This window comes from Leptospira kanakyensis (genome assembly GCF_004769235.1).
GTDB classification, from domain to species: Bacteria; Spirochaetota; Leptospiria; order Leptospirales; family Leptospiraceae; genus Leptospira_A; species Leptospira_A kanakyensis.
The window spans coordinates 809,268-826,440 of record NZ_RQFG01000005.1 but is presented as its reverse complement, the minus strand read 5'-3'; the positions used below and the strand labels follow the sequence as shown (position 1 = coordinate 826,440).

The window sequence follows — 17,173 nt, the reverse complement described above, 5'->3', positions numbered from 1 at the left end:
TCAGGTATTTAGAGTGATTGATTTCTAAAATGAATCAATCAATTTTCCGTACGTTTGTAGATTTGTATATGGTTTTCTATCATTTGTTCCCACTCGTAATGATTAGGCACGGGAGGGGTTTGTGAGTTTCCTGAAAATACATAATACACTAAATAATCTGCCGTATACTCTTGGTTTGGTAAAAATAATTGAACAGAAGTTCGGTTGGAAAGGTATTGTGGAAGATTGGAAACTACTGATTTTCCATTTAACAGACCACGTAAAGTTGTGACATCCTTTGGGGATCCGCCAGGATTCATATATTCTTTTCTATAGGAATAAGATTTGGAGATTGGACCAAAAAAACAGAATATTAGAATGGAAACGAATAGGGATAAATAACCAAATAGAATTTTGTTTTTTTGATTCAGATGATCCAAACTTTCTATAAAACTAATCATAATGATGGGAACTGCGATAAAACTATGATGGGTGAAAGGAGTTTTGTTCACTTCATAAGAGGAAAAAAGTGAATACAAAAAATAAGGAACCAAACATAAGATAAGTTTATTTCTGAATTGTAAAAAAAGAAACGGTAGGTTTAGGAATAGAATTAAATAAAGAAATAAATGTAAGTTTTGTAAAGCGGCAATGGGGTTCTCGTATCTTTCCCAATGTGCTGGCATCGGAATTTGGCTTCCAGAATTTCGCAGATGACTCAGTAGAATGATACAAAAAATAAAATAAACAAGTGCCGTAAGTCCGATGGAAATACTTTCTTTTTTTTTCGATTTTCCTTCGATCAAAGCAAAGACGATCCAAACTAATGCGGATTCTTCTTTTGTGAGTAAACTTAAAATAAAGAACAAAATCCAATAAGGAGATTGTTTTTTCCAAAAGTAATAAAATAAAAAAAATAAAGGGATCCAAAGGACTTCGGGATGAAAATCAAAAACCTGAATCCAATAAATCGGAAGAAATAGTGCGTATAACAATGGATAAATCCAATTGTTTTGGTTATCTTTTTTATAAAGAGGAAAAAATAGGATAGGTAAACTGATCACCAATGCTTGGAAGATGAGTAAACTTTCTACATAAGGAAAAAATTTGTATAATATTGATAGAGGGTAAATATACCAATTGATATGATCGGAAAAATAATGATGAGAATTTCCATCAATCCCGATGGATGTGACAGCCTTTCCTGAATGCACTAAATTATAGAATAAGTTTTCAAATAATCCTACATCGACTCCTGCACCCAGATGTTGGTAACGAAAGATGGATCTTTCTGTTAAAAAATAAAAGACTACCATCCAGATAATGAAGGAAGGTAGATGAAAACGAAGTTGTTTCATCTTTATTTTGTGAAATTACCGGTGAGTGCCGCTTCCGCACATTTCATTCCATCAATGGCAGCAGATACTATGCCTCCCGCATAACCAGCACCTTCTCCACAAGGAAACAATCCTTTGACACGAACATGTTCTAATGTTTCTGGATTTCTAGGAACTTGGATAGGAGAAGAAGTTCTTGTTTCCGGTGCGTGGATGATGGCTTCGTTTGTGAAATATCCTTTCATAGAAGATTCAAATTCCTTGAATCCTTTTTTTAGTGAATCTGCAATGAGTTGTGGCAATAATTCAGAGAGAGAAACAGAAACTAGTCCCGGAGTATAGGAAGTTTTTGGAAGATCGTTTGAAATGATATCTTTGGTGAAATCGACCATTCGTTGTGCTGGTGCTTTTTGTGTTCCACCATTCATTTCAAAAGCTTTTCTTTCAATGGACGATTGGTACTGGAGAGCAGAAAACACTCCATAGGATTCGAATGATTTGAAATCATCAAATCGTAGTTCTACGACAATTCCAGAATTGGCAGTCGGACGTGAACGTTCTGCACTTGACCATCCATTGGTGACCACTTCACCAGGTTTTGTAGCACAGGGAGCAATCACTCCACCAGGACACATACAAAAACTATAAACACCTCTCCCATTAATTTGTTTTACAAGGGAATATTCGGAAGCAGGGAGTAATGGATTTTTAACGTCACAATGGTATTGGATGGAATCAATCAAACTTTGCGGATGTTCCACACGTACACCGATGGCAAGAGGTTTGGTTTGGATTTCGACTCCTTTTTCATAAAGGAGTTGGAACATTTCCCGACCAGAATGTCCTGTTGCAATGATTACATTTTTTGCCATCCACTTGTCACCGGAGGTCGACTTCACACCTGTAATCGAATTTCCAGAAAGAATTAAATCGGTGATGCGAGTTTTAAAATGAATTTCCCCACCAGCGGAAAGAATACATTCTCTGATATTTTGAATGATACGAGGAAGTTTGTTTGTTCCAATATGAGGGTGAGCATCAACTAGTATTTGTTTGGTGGCTCCAAAAGTGACTAAGTATTCTAAAACTTTTCGAATGTTTCCACGTTTTTTTGATCTTGTATAAAGTTTTCCATCGGAATAGGTTCCAGCTCCTCCTTCTCCGAAACAATAATTCGAATCTTCATTTACGATATGATGGACATTGATTCCTCGAAGGTCTTCCACTCGTTCTTTGACATTTTTTCCACGTTCTAAGATGATTGGTTTTTTTCCTAACTCTAGAACTCGTAAGGCAGCAAATAAACCAGCGGGTCCCGCACCAATGATGAGAACGGGTTCTTCTAAATTGACATTGGGAAAATGGGGAATGGGAAATTCTAGAGGGATAAAATCTTCGTTTACGTAAACATCCAAACGTAATTGGAAAACAACATTTCTTTGCCTGGCATCAATGGAACGAGATGTGCATTCGATATGTTTGATATCTGCTTTGGGAATTTTATTTTGTTTGGATACGAATTGCAATAAATGGTCTGGATTTGATGCAATCTCTGGTGTGACTCTGACGTTTAATTCAAGTTTCAAGGTTTAGTTCGTAATCCAAATTTTAAAATAAGAGAACTATTGAAAAGGATGTTTTGTCTACCACGATTTGTGAATGGTTTATTGATTTAAACCTTTTCTCATTAAAGAGGCAATCGCTTTTTCATTTTCTCCCGGCAACAATTCTAGATTTGAGATCACAAGATTTCTGCGTTCCACAGAATGGTTTTGGCTGAGTTTTTGTTTCCCTTCCATGTTTGTGATTTTGATTTCAAAGGGAACAATTCCCTTTTTTAAACCTTCGATATAATTTGAATCCACGGAATCAATTTTATACTTAGAATCTTTGGCTTCAAATCGTTTGATTAAATTTAATAAACTTTGATGAATTTTCAAAGGATCCTCTACAATATTTAGAATTCCTTTTACATGGACTGCTGTGAAGTTCCAAGTGGGAACTGCTCTTTCCGTTTCATACCAAGAAGGTGAAATATAACAATGAGGGCCAGAAAAAATACAAAGTACTTCCTTACCGTTAGAAAGACCTTGGGGATTTGGTTTGGCAAAATGGCCTACTAATGTTTGTTTGTTTTCCGAAAGGAGTAAAGGTAAATGTGTTGCGATCATTTCTCCTTGGTTATTGGAAACCAAGATGGAAAACGGATTCTCTTCAATCGATTGGTAAATGAAATCGGTTTCCATTTGAAAATATTCGGGGATGTACATTTTGTCCTTACTCCTTCTAAACGTTTGTTAAACAGATTTCCAAAAATAAGTTAAGAATTCGGTTTCTTGTTCAAATCCTTCCTTTGTATACAAAGCACGGGCATCTTTGTTGTGTGTGGAAGTGGAAAGTTCTAATCCTTTTCCCGAATTGGATTTTGTAAAAGATTTAACTTCCGCAATCAATTGTTTGGCGATTCCTTTTTTACGAAAGTCCTTTTTCACATAAAGATCGTTTAGAATGTAAGATCTTTGCATAGAAATGGATGAAAACACGGGATACAGTTGGGTGAAACCTGCAATTTCGCCAGTGTTTGGATCCTCCGCCACAAAAATTATGGATTGAGCATGTTCCATTCGGTCTTGTAAAAAGCGAGTTGCGCCTGTTATGTTAGTTGATTGTCCATAAAATTGTCTGTATTCATCGAATACAGGAGAGATTTTTAAAACGTCTTTGTAGTTAGCTTGTCTAATTTTCATATTTTGGTACCAATGAGAAACAAATTCCGGATAAAACTGCTGTTACCGGTGTAGCCAGTAAAGTTTCTAAATCGGTAACGGCAACTAGATTCCCTATTGTATTGGCTAAAAATATAATACCGATGAAAGCAAACACAAGTCGAATCCAAAGAGGCACCAAACCTTTGTTTAGGTATTGAGTGTATTGAAAACTGGCCCATAAAAAGAATGTATTTACAATGAGAGAAACGGTCTCCATCACATACATTTCTTCCACACTGCTAAGCCTTCCACCCCAAAGGTATTTGTAAGGGATGAATTGAAATAGGGCAATCACATGAAAGATCATCGTGAAGGAAAACAAAACGATTAAAATTTTACTGGCAATGGTTCTTATTTTTTTAGATGGGTTCCACATACTATTTTCCTTGGGTTTGTAGGTAATAAACAAAATCGATTTCAGGAGATTTACCACCTAGCCCTGTTATGGCGGCAGTGATTTGGCCTCGATGATGGGTTCTATGGTTGAAATTGTGTTGAATGACGTCGCTAAAGATCAATTCGGCTTCGAATCCTCGCATTGTTTTATAACGGAAGATAGTGTCCCAAATAGAATTGTCGAGTCCAAGAAGCCAAGAACTCCATAATTCTAAACTTTGGATCATTCGTTGTTTTAATGTTTGGCGATCCTCTTCAATTTCTTCACTTAAGGAAGTTGGAACATAAATTTCACCAATAAGACGTGAATACCATACTTTTTCAACAAGTAATAAATGATTTAGAGTTCCATGTATGGATTTAAAAAATAATCCTACATCTTTTTTGTAATCTTCATCGGATATTGTTTCTGATGACTCATACAAAAGATTGGTTGCCCATATATGGTAAGCATTGTTCCTTAAGAAAAAATCTTTCATAGAGAAAGATTTTTCCAAGACATTGGGGAAATCAACGACTAATTTGGTTTAGGTCAAAATAGAGATACAGTGATTTCTTTTTAATAAAGGAATAAACTAACGATAACGGTAACTAAGACTACCGCCCATGATGGAATTTTCCAGTATTCTAGAAGTAAAAATCCAGAAGCAACCAAAGCAAAATCCTTCCCTGAAAAAACTGCGTTTGTCCAAACAGGTTGGTATAGAGCAGCGAGTAAAATTCCAACCACTGCTGCATTGATCCCAGACATCGACTTTCGTATGTTCGGATTTTTTTTTAGGTTTTCCCAAAATGGTAAAACACCAATGATCAAAAGGAAAGATGGCAAAAAAGCTGCCACCAAACAAATGATAGCACCAGACCAGGCGTTTGGTTCTATTTCTGATATGGCACCCAAATAACCACTAAATGCAAACAAAGGTCCTGGGATTGCATTGGACATTCCATAACCAGCAAGGAAAAGATCATTGTTTACCCAACCAGAGGGAACTACTTCTGCTTGTAAAAGGGGAAGTACTACATGTCCACCACCAAACACAAGTGCACCGGCTCTATAAAAACTATCGAATAGTTTGATTTTTTGGTCAGGATAAATTTCTCTTAAAAAAGGAAGAAAAAATAACAAAACAAAAAATAAAATTAAAAATAGCAAACTAATGTTTTTGTTTCCTTTATGTAGTGGTTCCTCCGGTAAGTTGGGCAAAGATTTTAGAAAGAATACTCCAAAAAATCCTGCGCCCACTAAAACCAACACTTGAAACAAAGCAGAACTGAAAAATAATAAAATAACGCTTGTTATTATGGCAATTGTGATTCTTTCTTTATCGGGACAAAGTTTTTTTCCCATTCCTAAAATGGCTTGGGCCACAACGGCAACGGCTACTACCTTCAATCCATGAAGCCAATTTTTGTTTGTCATATCTTTTGCCTCAGACATTCCAAGTCCAAAAAGAATGAGGATGATCGCCGATGGTAAAGTAAAACCAATCCAAGAAAGAATCGCACCAAAAATTCCTGCACGTGAGAGTCCAATGCCCATTCCTACCTGGCTACTGGCAGGCCCTGGAAGAAATTGACAAAGAGCTACTAAGTCAGCATAGGCCTCTGCACTAATCCATTTTTTTTTGGTTACATACTCGTCATGAAAATAACTTAAGTGAGCGATGGGGCCACCAAACGAGGTACAGCCGAGTTTGAATGCAGTAAAAAATACTTCTAAATATTTCATTGGTTTTGTTTTCATATATTTATTAATTTATATTTTTTTATTCAGTTAACTGAGTATTTCACCAATTAATTCTTTTAATTTTATTTTTGCACTAGAGAGTTCTTTTTTCCCTTTGGGTGTGATGCGGTAAAATTTTTTCATTACTTTTCCCATTTGTTCTTTGCGCGAACGAATGAACCCCTTGTCTTCTAAGTTTTTTAGTAGAGGATACAAAGAACCAGGACTAATTTTATACCCATGTTCTTTAAGTTCCTCTATCATCCATACACCATAAATTTCTTCTTTTTCACAGTGATGTAAGATATGAATTTTGATAAAACTTGAAAAAAAATCATTTATCTTCATTCAAAATCAATTTACGATATCGAATACCGATAGTCAAAATAAAAATTCAAATAGATTTAATTTAAAACGATTACAATTTAAGATTTTTCACGACCGAAAGCGGTAGGAAGGGGGCGCCTCGGATCTATTGAATGAGTCACATACGATCCATACACGACCGCGCCCTACGTTCCAATCTTTCCCTTTGGGAAAGGATTTCCACTGCGGTCGCTGGCGCAGGGATTTCATTTTAGATTGGAATTTTTAAATCAACTGGAAGATGGATTCTTTTTTAGGATCTTCTAACTCTGCTTCTTTGTCTGGAAAATGATTCCAATGGTCTGCAGTTTCTTTCTTTTCTGGAAAGTTTGTGTATATGATATCAAAAGAAAATCGATTGCTATCATAGTTTCCTTTGTGGATGAGGTGGGCTGAAAACACTAACAAATCTCCCGGGTTGTGGGGGATGAGGATTTGGTTGGGAAGACCTTCATGGTTTTTTTTACCTTCTAGTTCCAAACGAATCTTTCTTTCTTCCTCGGTGTCCCAACGTTTGTGAGATCCGGGAACCACCCAAATTCCAGGATCTGTTTCCAAGGGAATACGAAAGTGCCAAACAAAATCTTTTTGAATTCTTTTGTATTGATCTTCTTCCGGAATGCCCATGTATTGGATGTCCCGGTGCCAATAGGGGAGTTTGTTTGGATCTTCTGGATTAAAAAATATTTGTGTATTGAGAAAATACATTGGTTCATCAAAAACAATTTTACCAATGTTCAAGAGTGGCTCTGATTCTATAAATTGAAAAAGTATATTTCGATCGTTTGTATCTTTTGTGAATTTTGTCGAAGTTAGGTAAGCACTATTTACATTTTTCGGATGATTGAGTTCCTTGGACCATTCGGCATTGGAACGAAGAAGGATCTTTTTTAAGATCCTAACCATATCCATGGGAAAGTTGTTGGGAAACAAATAATAACCCAAAGTTTCTAATTGTGATTTTACTTCGGAAGGAATCACCTCATTCATACAGAGTGACTAAATTTGTTTTTCCATATAGTGATGTGATGGAATGATTCCTTCCCATCCAATCGGATTTCTTGTTTCTTTGATTTGAAAACCTAACTTTTGATAAAGGGAGATGGCGGGTTTGTTTTCAGCAGATACATCTAAAGAAATAGTTTTGTATTTTGGATTGATTTGGATCATATACTCGATTAGTTGTTTTGCGATTCCTTTGTTCCTTTCTGTTTCTAAAACAGCAATATGCCCTAAATACAAACAACTGGATTTAGGTGGTTGGATGATGGTTTCTGTTTTTAGACCTCTTGCCATTACCTTGGGAGCATGCCATTTGTATAGGGAAAGGATTCGTATGGCAGTTCCTGCTGTGAGTGCAAGAAAACTTGGTTGTGTATAGGAAAGAATTGATCCCACCACTTTACCACCTACTTCTGCCACATAATGGTTCGTATACGAAACAGTATTACCACGTTGGGTATAGGATGAGTTTAAAAAATCAAAAGCTGTTTTTTTTCCTTCTGAAAAAACAAAAGTCCAAGCTTTCGGGCCTGAAGAATAAATGAGTGGGACAATGGATGTTACATCGTTTGGTGTGGCATTTCTTATGATAAGTTTTGAATCTGTCATGGATTTTAGTTTTAATATAAAGGATAAAGTTTGATTTTCCAAATGTAAATCGTTCTAGTTACTTTCGTCAATATAGAATTTCTATTTCACTAGCGCCCCGGATCACAGCGGAAATCCTTTCCGTAAGGAAAGATTGCAGCGGAGAGCCGGAGATGTGCGCCCAAAAAAAAATCTACAATTCTTTTAAAAAGTAAAAGAAGCAAAAATGTTGATGAGTTCCCTTGTTGCCAATTGAGGGCCATTTAAATTTTGATGAAAGGGTTTGCCATATTCAAAACCAAAACGAGTCCCTTGTAAAATTCCTGAGTTTATTAAAAAGTTAACACCGATAAGGAGGTCACTTCGCATCCCACCTTGACGAAAAGGATCGTTTTGGGGATCCATTTTAGGATCAAGTGTAGCGTCCATTCCTTGGAGGTTTAGCCACCTTTGTTTTGTCATACGAAGAGAAAATGAAGTGGTTTCATGAACAAGAAAGGATAACCATCCCGAAATTTCGTATCGATTTCCGAATCTGTAGTTATTATCATTTTTTCCGATTCTTAAGTTTGCTTGTGATTGTGCACCCCAGGAAATTCTCTTATAATTTCCGTTATACGAAAGTTGCGGTAGTAAACTATAAGTTCCAACACCAGGTTGCATGTTATAAGGAACTTTTTGTTTTCCCATCATAGGCATATTGTCTCTTTCATCAATAGAACCTGTAGGAAGTGAAATTCCCATCCCTGTAAAAAAATTCTGATGTTCCGTTTTTATCAATCGGTAGGCTGTGCTGAAACTAACATCACCAATCCCTGCAGAACTCATAGGAGCACGATCAAAATTACTAGATAACATTGTCATTTTGTTTTTGACTGCAGGAACCATAAACATAATCATCCATTTGTCTGAAATGGAAGTCATAGCACTCACCATATTCATTTCCATAACCATATCAGTTGGAACTGACATGTAATTGTACTTGTTAGCTGATAAAATAGGTAAAGTAGTTCCCAGTGGAGAGTTAGTGATTAAACTTCCTGTAGGCATGGCAACAGTGGGATCGGTAAATGGAAAATATAATGTTCCAAGATCACTCAGCCCAGTAGTTCCTGATTGTAATCCCCACATTTTCATTCCCATATAACGATAATCGATCATCCACTTTCCTGGTTCATGAATGTGTGGGTTCATAATTCCAGCAGGAGCTAACATATCGGCACGGTTATGATTTTTATGTCCATCATGTCCGGAATGATCATGTTCCGAATGGTCTTCGTTCGTTTGTACATTGGGATCAAAATTTGACATATCAACTTCATCTGTAGTTTGAGAAACATGATTGTTATGTCCTGTTTCTTCTTTTTTGAATGAAGTAGAAGTGGATTTAGTGTTTGTATCTTTGTTTGGCGATGCAGTTTCTACAGAGATAGTGGTTTGTAGTTCAGATCCATCAGAAAAAATAAAACGAAAGGGAATGGAATCCTTTAGTTTTAAAGGAGATGTAATTCCAAAGAGCATGATATGAAACCCTCTGGGAGTGAGATGGGTCATACCATTTTTGGGAATGGGAATTTCGGTAACAGGAACCATTTTCATTCCTGTACCTGAAGGTAACATTGTATATAACTCGACTCGATCAGCTATATTTGATTTTGTTTGGATTAGTTTTTTTTCGATGTTTGTTCCGTTGTTTAAAGTGAGGTAAACAACGGAAGTTGTTGAGGATGTATATTTGATATAAGCATTCTCAATTTTAACTTCTTTGGTTAGAAGAGGGGTTGTGATTAGAAATAGAATGAGTATATGTTTGAGCTTCATTTGTTTTTTGTCCTTAACCAAAAAATCATACTGGCTACTTAATTCACCAGTATGACAAGTGTTTGGAGAGAGAATTTACATTTCTGTATTAGAAACGATGGAACCAATTGTGAATGAAGTGATGGTAGCCCCATTCAATACAAAACCCAATCGGTTGCCGTTTGTATACACAGGAACATTCATCATTTGCATGATTGGATAGTAGGACATGGATCCTCTTTCTGTGTCTGTGAGTTCCGAACAAGGTTTGTTAAAACCATTGAGGAATCGTGAACCTCCTGCTGTGGATTGAAAGTCTAAACAAAATGTATAATTGGTTCCCACAGATGGAATGGGTGCAGAAACCGATCCACCTTTGCCTGTATTTGCAAATACATTGGAAACATTTTTATACTGAGTCTGAGCTCCTGCAATGAAACGATAAGTAGGCCCACTCATCGGACTACCAGTTCCATAAGCAATTACATCAAGAGTGCTTGCGGAAGAGTTTAAAACAAAAGAAACTTCAATATTAGTTCCTCCTTTATTTGTAGCCAACATCACATCTTTGTTTGTTGTTATGATTGAGTTACTACTTGTTCCTGTTGCGCCTTTAGTTACTTCTAATTGGGTCAAATCTAAATTACTAAATCCAACTTCATCACAGGCTGAAATGGAATATTTTGTGCGTTGTTTGTTTTCTACTTGGGTGAGGTTACTTGTGATAGCTGTCGTGGAAGAGATGGAACAACCTGGATTGGTATTTGTCGCGACAAGTAAAGATAACAAATTAGATGCGTTGTTTGTTTCTGTGTTTTTGGCCATTGTACAGTTGAAAGTGGCCAAACTGAGGAGAGAAATGGATAATAAATTCTTAAACATAAAATTACCTTTGTATGGGAATCCAATGGTCAAACTTTTGTTTTAGTTTGCCTAAGTATAGTTTGTATGTTCTATTAAATAGAACCGATTGTTTTAACTTCTTGGATTAGCTGGTTTTGAATCTTGGTGGTTTTTCTGGTAGATGAGAATATCCATTGGAAAGGTTTACATTGGATATAGTAAAAAAAGTTGTTTTGATTAACTGCATGGTTTGATGGAACTTTGTTTCAGAAGTAAAACTAGGATTCATCAGTTGGGATTGGAGAACCTTTGTGGCTGATTTTTTTTTGGCGCAGGAACATTGGTGCTGACCACTATTCTTTGTTAAATGGCATGTGATCCGTGTGGGAGTAGGGGAATCCTCATTTCTATGGATTTCGTTTTTGGATCCATGATTGCAATGACAAACCATCGAAAGTCGGTACATTGACTGGGCGAGTAATCCCGTTTCCAGAAATAGGATTTTTCCTATAAAGGGAAGTAGAATTAAAACCGAAGCTATTTGTAACCAACGTTTCATGGTGATTCGTTATCATTCTACTGGGCCCCTCTTTGTTTTTCAATGATCTAAATCAAGAGCAGTCAAATTACTCTATTGATAAAAATCATATTTTAAAAATTACGTTTTTGAAATCGTTTGAAAGAAATGTAGAGAGGGAAAGTCACCCATAAAGACAAAAACAAAACGGTAATTCCTAATACACCCCAAACTCCTAATTGTTTTAGTAACAATGCTCCTGAAAATCCAAGTAATGCAGAGGAACTTGTTTGGAGAATTAAAAGTATTCTAATTAAATCAATAGGATTGAGTAAGATAACGATGAGTGAAGGGATCTCAATGGGATAATCACCTGAATACAAACTGAAAATAAAAACGAGAGCATCAAAGAAGATAAAAAAGTATAACCAAACTAGAAGTGAAATAGTTAAAACAATTTCACCTCTTCTGATAAAAGAGGAAATTGAAAATGCAATCGCAACAAAGATAGAGGTTAAAAAGATTCCAAAAAAAAGTAATTCAAAAAACAAAAATAAGAAATTGGGATCATTTGCAAATACGAATAACCCCGGAATTCCAAGTCCGAGTAACAAACCTAAAGATAGGGAAATGGTAATTCCTAAATACTTACCGAAAAATAAGGAAGTGCGTGTGACAGATTTGGAAAGTAAAACTTCTGCAAATGGCATAGATTCCAAAAAAGACATTCCTGAGAATGTAATCGAAAATAGTGGAACCACGATGAGGGTTAAGTTCATGATGCTGACAAGAAGTCGAATTCCGTTTTGATCACCAAAAAAACTGAGGATCATCATTACTAGTATCAGTAATCCAGAGTAAATGAATACCCAACGGCTTCTAATGTTTTCTTTAATTTCAAATAATAGAATTTCTTTCATAGTTTTGTTTTGTATTCCTCATTCCAGAAATTCATTAATGCCTGATCCAAATTGGATTTATTGTTTTTTCTAAGAAAATTTTCAGGTGAATCATCAATTAAAATAGTACCTTCTGATAAAAGTAAAAAACGATCTGCCAACTCTTGTAATTCAGCAAGTATATGTGTGGAAAAGATGACTAAAGATCCTTCCTTTTTCTTTTCAACTAAAAGAGATTTTAGTAAGTGCGAAATATATGGATCTAAACTTGCTGTTGGTTCATCGATGATGTATAAATCTTTTTTAGAAGAAAAACATTGCAGGATGCTGATCTTTTGTTTGGTTCCACCGGAAAGAGAACCAATTTTTTTATCCATGTGGTTGTTTAATTCTAAAATAGAAATTAAATTTTGGAATCTATCTTCTTCCACAGGTTCCAATTTATTAAAAAAGGAAATTAACTCTCGAACTTTGATATTTGTTGGGAAACGAGGAGTTTGTGGCATATAACCGATTGTATGTGGTTCTGATTTTTTTTCTAAAAAGTTGATTTGGCCTCTCAAGGGTTGCACAAGCCCAAGGATTCCTTTGATAAGAGAACTTTTGCCGGAACCATTCGGGCCTATGATGGATAAAATAGTTCCTGGTTCGGTTGAAAAGTTAACATCTTTGACAACAGCTGAATTCCCAGTATAACCTATGGTAAGATTTTTTACTTCTATCATATTCTCTCCTTCATCCTTGGATGTTGGTCTTCAAATTCGATTGGTGTGACAATCGGGAAAGCCTTTTCAATTCCTTGTAAAAAAAGAACCACTGGCGATTCATAAAGTACCATAAGAAATGGATACACAGCGATCCAGTATCCGAAAAAATGAATTGTTTTATGTGGCACATCACCAATTTGGTCGTTATCTAAATCGTATCCTTCGTAATGATCCCAATAGTTATTTTTAAATTCATTAGTTGTAGATTTCGTATTGGTACTTATATCAAATACATTTTTAATAAAATTATTATTTATGATTTTGTTATTATCCGTATTTCCAAGAATTTTGAGCCCCCATCCATTATTGATAAAGTTATTGTTTTGGAAGTTGATATTGGTGATTCCATCAGCAAACACAGCAATGGTGTTTCCTTCAAATCGATTTTTAGATAGTGTACTATCTGCAATGTCTTTGAGTAGGATTCCATTAGAACTTTCTCCCCAGTTGTCCATAAATGTATTATCTTGCATATTGATGTCTTTGCTATACATCACGGCAACACCAGCAGAGTTGTTTTTAAAAGTGTTTTTGCTGAATTGATTGTGGTTAGAAAACATAAAGTGCATTCCGTAACGAATGTTTTCTTCTGCTTCATTGTTATGAATTTCTAGATGTTCTGAGAATTCTAAATATATGCCATCACGGTGTTTTTTTAATTTGTTTCCGATCATTTGGTTATGGCTTGCTGACCAAAGATGGATTCCATTTCCACCGAGGACTTCATTTTCTGCGTTTCCTATGGAAGTATTGTTTTTGAGTGTGCAGTTTGTAGTTTCGGCTAAATAAAATCCGTAGACATTGTCTTCTAGAATTAAATTTTCAAAAAAACAATCTTTGACTTTCTCCGCATGTACACCGGCAAACTCACTTAGATCTGAAATTCCACTGCCTATAACTTTTAAATTTTTGATACGAACACCATTGGCATAAACTCCCAATACATGTTTTTCTTTGAGTCCATCAATCACAACACCTTCCTCTCCAATGATGGAAATGGATTTAGTAATAGGTAAAAAACCTTCTTTGTAGATTCCTGATTGGATTTGAATGACATCTCCATTTTGTGCGAGAACAATTGCATTTTTGACTGTTTTTATTGTACAATCTGTACATACAGAAAGAGTTTTGGCAAATAATGGATCTATTGAGAAAGTGGAATAAAGAATAAATGAAAGAATAGAAAAGAGACATTTCCCTTTGAAAAAGATGCGGTTATGATTTTGATTTATTTTATGATTCAAATGGGTTCTACGATAATCCCTTTTAATTTTGAAATGGGGAAGAGTCTTCATGAGTTTTAAAAGCGGCAAGTCCCGCTCCCATTGGTGAACGAATTTTGTCTGAATGGATGATGATGGCTTCGTCTTTCGGGATAAATTCACTTTTATTTAAATAATTCGTAACCCAAATATTTTTTATTTTTAAATCTTTTTGTTTTTGAAATTGATCCATACATTCAATGGCATCGAAGTGATATCTTTTCCCTTTGTATGTGATGAGCTGGGTATGAAATCGCATGTCCACAATAGACATAGAACAATGGCTACATTTGACTTCCCCCACATTCAATGGCTCTGGACGAACATCCCCACAGCCCACTAACGCGACTGTGAGGGAAATACAAATTAGTTTGAAACTCTTAAACCACATTTGATTTTTTCCTTCGATTTTCATCCCAAAGAATATAAACTAATACGACGAGACTTAAACCAAGAATCATACCACCATATGAAGGATAACTACAAGCAGTAATGTTTAACATCACCTTGCAGCCAAGAAGAGGAGGTTGGTAAGCCATTCCTTCAATGATGATTGGTGCTTCTGGATTTAAATTGTGTCCATAGTTATATTCCCATCTCCAAAAATCAGAAAGTCCAACTAGTCCCACGAAGATCAAATTAATGATTCCAAGAATTGCCATCCCAACTTTAGGATAGAGTTCTGTTACAAACGCACCAAAGATCAAATAACCAAGAACATACGGCATAAAAAGAAGTTCTGGAATGGATTCCGAAACAATTTCCTGCATACCAATATAATGGTTTAGAAGATTGATGTTTTTTAGATCATAGGGTGTGGCACCAGTGATTTGATTGATCCAAATATGCATGCCGAGTCCTTCAGGGTACTGTGGTGCTGAAATGGAAATCGACCAAATAGGAATCAAATAAACGGCTAAAAGGACTAAACCGACTCCTAAGATTAGGAGCCGGTTTCTTTTACTTAACGTTTGGAAAAGTAAAGTTTTCATATCAGTTATGGACTAACTCGGATATACTGTTGCATCTCTTGGTGTAGAGCAGAACAGAAGTCAGTGCAATAGAATGGATACACTCCCGGTTTAGGGGCTACCCATTTAAAGGTTCTAGTTTCCCCTGGCATGATGAGTAAGTTTGTCATGTTAGGTGCTCCACCGATTGCAAAACCGTGAGGAATATCATAATCTTGTTCCAAGTTGGTTACGTGGAAATATAAAGTTTCCCCTGTTCTTGCTTCAATGATATCCGGTTTGAAATGGGAACGAATCGCAGTCATGTAAATATGGATTGTACTTCCAAGTCTTACGATTCTTGCTTCGTTTTCATTTTTTGTAGCATATGGATGTTTGTTTTCCTCTAACGGGTAGAGTTTAGCAGTTTTATCCATAAGTAATTTTGCTGGAATCATTTGTGAGTAGTGTGGTTCCCCTACAGTAGGAAAGTCTGACAACAACTCCGCTTTACCAGATGAGATATCATAAAGTTGTGCACTTTGTGGTAATTCCATACCAACAGGCAAATATCTATCTTTGGTAATTTTGTTCATTGCAATGAGATACTTACCATAAGGTTCAGTGGAACTACCACCAACAATCGATAAGTGACCTACACTATAATAAGCAGGAAGATGTTGTACTACTTCCCAAGTTCCTAGTTTCCATTTTACAACTTCAGAACTTACGAAACAAGATGTATAAGCATACCCTTGACCATCAAACTCCGTATGTAATGGACCAAGACATGGTTTTTGTACTTCGCCTGCAAGTGTTGATTCATATTTAAGAACAGGAATTCCTTCGATTTCAGTCGAATGATGTTCCTTTTTGTCTTTTACCTCGATCATTTTGCTAAAGGAGTGAACAGGGATTACGGATGCTAACTTTCCTCCACCAACAATGTATTCTCCAGTGGAATCAACGTCTGTTCCGTGTGGACTTTTCGGTGTAGGCATATAATACATCATACCTGGACAATCTTTCGGATTTAACATCTTCACACCGCTTAACTTAGTTGATACGGCAGGTTTATTTTCTTCTCTAAAGTTGTTTACGTATTCACCACCAAAGTTATAAGCCTTTCCTTGGTCTTTACATTCTTTAGCACGTACCCAGTTGAATGCCAAGATAAAGTCTTTATCTTTTTTAGAAGCACCAACTTCTAACATTTTATGTGCTTGTTCAGAGTTATAACTACTGAAGAAACACCAGTCATGAGATTTCTTTTTACCACAACGAGATAGGTCATAGTCAAAACCAGGAACAAGAACTTGTAGTTCAATTGAAAGTCGTCCTGTGTTTTTATCTACCTTTACCATCGAGATGGTACCTTTGAATCCACCTTTGGAAAAACTATCCACAGCGACACTTGCTTGCGGAATTGGAACAGAGAAACGAGTGGCTGCCATTAGATACTCTGTGTTTTCAGTAGCAAATGGAGATGCATGGTTTCCTGCAGTATTGGGGATTTCTAAAATTTCTTTTGTTTCAAAAGATTTTAGATCAATCCTTGCAAGTCTCGGTGTGTTGTTTGCATTTAAGAACACCCAACGACCATCTTGTTTTCCATCGGTCATAGATGCTTCAACGTGATGGCTATCATCCCATGGAACATATCCATGAGTTGTTTTTAACATATCTTTGGTTTCTTCATCAAATCCATATCCGTTTTCAGGAAAAACTGAGAATACAGGAATGATTTTAAACAATCTTGCGGATGGAATTCCGTAAACGGACATTTGACCGCTAAATCCACCAGATAAAAATGCGTACACTTCGTCCTTTTCTCCTGGAGCCACATACACTCGAGAAGCTGCATCGGAAGCAAGTGTTGCCGTTGCTGCTCCCTTTTTGCAATTCGGAACGAAAGCAAAAAGAGAAATTCCAAGTGTAACAAGTATTAAATTTGATTTTTTTAACATATAGTT

The 17,173-nt window shown here is 36.0% G+C and carries 19 protein-coding genes; all 19 read right to left on the bottom strand.

The features are described 5' to 3' along the window. Window positions 1-38: 38 nt before the first annotated feature. The 19 genes from EHQ16_RS04515 to nosZ all read right to left on the bottom strand — a co-directional run bounded on the left by EHQ16_RS04515 (window position 39) and on the right by nosZ (window position 17,167). Window positions 39-1,337, bottom strand: coding sequence for a DUF2079 domain-containing protein (locus EHQ16_RS04515; protein ID WP_135635248.1), 1,299 nt, complete (start codon window positions 1,335-1,337; stop codon window positions 39-41). Between the two features lie 2 nt (window positions 1,338-1,339). Beyond that, the gene (locus EHQ16_RS04510) at window positions 1,340-2,902 is read right to left on the bottom strand and encodes an NAD(P)/FAD-dependent oxidoreductase (RefSeq protein ID WP_135635250.1); all 1,563 of its coding nucleotides are present in this window, start codon (window positions 2,900-2,902) and stop codon (window positions 1,340-1,342) included. 78 nt (window positions 2,903-2,980) lie between these two features. Next, on the bottom strand, window positions 2,981-3,586 hold the full coding sequence (locus tag EHQ16_RS04505; RefSeq protein ID WP_135635252.1) for an FMN-binding negative transcriptional regulator: 606 nt from the start codon (window positions 3,584-3,586) through the stop codon (window positions 2,981-2,983). A 27-nt stretch (window positions 3,587-3,613) separates the two neighbouring features. Next, entirely contained in the window at window positions 3,614-4,063 is a 450-nt protein-coding gene (locus EHQ16_RS04500; RefSeq protein WP_135635254.1) for a GNAT family N-acetyltransferase, read from the bottom strand. Next, entirely contained in the window at window positions 4,053-4,460 is a 408-nt protein-coding gene (locus EHQ16_RS04495; protein WP_135635256.1) for a hypothetical protein, read from the bottom strand. The genes EHQ16_RS04500 and EHQ16_RS04495 overlap by 11 nt, the downstream gene beginning before the upstream one ends. A gap of 1 nt (window position 4,461) precedes the next feature. Then, entirely contained in the window at window positions 4,462-4,959 is a 498-nt protein-coding gene (locus tag EHQ16_RS04490) for a DinB family protein (RefSeq protein ID WP_135635258.1), read from the bottom strand. 80 nt (window positions 4,960-5,039) lie between these two features. After that, complete coding sequence (gene chrA, locus EHQ16_RS04485; protein WP_135635260.1) at window positions 5,040-6,209, bottom strand: chromate efflux transporter; 1,170 nt, start codon at window positions 6,207-6,209, stop codon at window positions 5,040-5,042. Between the two features lie 45 nt (window positions 6,210-6,254). Continuing rightward, window positions 6,255-6,554, bottom strand: coding sequence for a PadR family transcriptional regulator (locus EHQ16_RS04480; RefSeq protein ID WP_135635262.1), 300 nt, complete (start codon window positions 6,552-6,554; stop codon window positions 6,255-6,257). Window positions 6,555-6,797: 243 nt separating this feature from the next. Next, entirely contained in the window at window positions 6,798-7,562 is a 765-nt protein-coding gene (locus tag EHQ16_RS04475; protein WP_135635264.1) for a phytanoyl-CoA dioxygenase family protein, read from the bottom strand. 9 nt (window positions 7,563-7,571) lie between these two features. Continuing rightward, window positions 7,572-8,183 carry a GNAT family N-acetyltransferase gene (locus EHQ16_RS04470; protein WP_135635581.1) on the bottom strand — a complete coding sequence of 204 codons (612 nt, stop codon included), beginning with the start codon at window positions 8,181-8,183 and terminating at the stop codon, window positions 7,572-7,574. Window positions 8,184-8,366: 183 nt separating this feature from the next. Then, entirely contained in the window at window positions 8,367-9,983 is a 1,617-nt protein-coding gene (locus EHQ16_RS04465) for a copper chaperone PCu(A)C (protein ID WP_135635266.1), read from the bottom strand. A 75-nt stretch (window positions 9,984-10,058) separates the two neighbouring features. After that, on the bottom strand, window positions 10,059-10,844 hold the full coding sequence (locus EHQ16_RS04460) for a hypothetical protein (RefSeq protein ID WP_135635268.1): 786 nt from the start codon (window positions 10,842-10,844) through the stop codon (window positions 10,059-10,061). A gap of 106 nt (window positions 10,845-10,950) precedes the next feature. Next, the gene (locus EHQ16_RS04455; protein WP_135635270.1) at window positions 10,951-11,364 is read right to left on the bottom strand and encodes an LIC_11090 family protein; all 414 of its coding nucleotides are present in this window, start codon (window positions 11,362-11,364) and stop codon (window positions 10,951-10,953) included. Between the two features lie 92 nt (window positions 11,365-11,456). Then, complete coding sequence (locus tag EHQ16_RS04450) at window positions 11,457-12,242, bottom strand: ABC transporter permease (RefSeq protein WP_135635272.1); 786 nt, start codon at window positions 12,240-12,242, stop codon at window positions 11,457-11,459. Next, on the bottom strand, window positions 12,239-12,946 hold the full coding sequence (locus EHQ16_RS04445) for an ABC transporter ATP-binding protein (protein WP_135635274.1): 708 nt from the start codon (window positions 12,944-12,946) through the stop codon (window positions 12,239-12,241). Before EHQ16_RS04445 ends, EHQ16_RS04450 begins: the two co-directional genes overlap by 4 nt. Next, window positions 12,943-14,301 carry a nitrous oxide reductase family maturation protein NosD gene (gene nosD / locus EHQ16_RS04440; protein WP_208742228.1) on the bottom strand — a complete coding sequence of 453 codons (1,359 nt, stop codon included), beginning with the start codon at window positions 14,299-14,301 and terminating at the stop codon, window positions 12,943-12,945. The genes EHQ16_RS04445 and nosD overlap by 4 nt, the downstream gene beginning before the upstream one ends. Next, complete coding sequence (locus EHQ16_RS04435; RefSeq protein ID WP_135635279.1) at window positions 14,255-14,641, bottom strand: nitrous oxide reductase accessory protein NosL; 387 nt, start codon at window positions 14,639-14,641, stop codon at window positions 14,255-14,257. The genes nosD and EHQ16_RS04435 overlap by 47 nt, the downstream gene beginning before the upstream one ends. After that, window positions 14,631-15,242, bottom strand: coding sequence for a hypothetical protein (locus EHQ16_RS04430; RefSeq protein WP_135635281.1), 612 nt, complete (start codon window positions 15,240-15,242; stop codon window positions 14,631-14,633). The genes EHQ16_RS04435 and EHQ16_RS04430 overlap by 11 nt, the downstream gene beginning before the upstream one ends. 5 nt (window positions 15,243-15,247) lie before the next feature. Beyond that, window positions 15,248-17,167: a Sec-dependent nitrous-oxide reductase gene (gene nosZ, locus EHQ16_RS04425; RefSeq protein ID WP_135635283.1), complete on the bottom strand. Its 1,920-nt coding sequence runs from the start codon at window positions 17,165-17,167 to the stop codon at window positions 15,248-15,250. Window positions 17,168-17,173 lie beyond the last annotated feature (6 nt).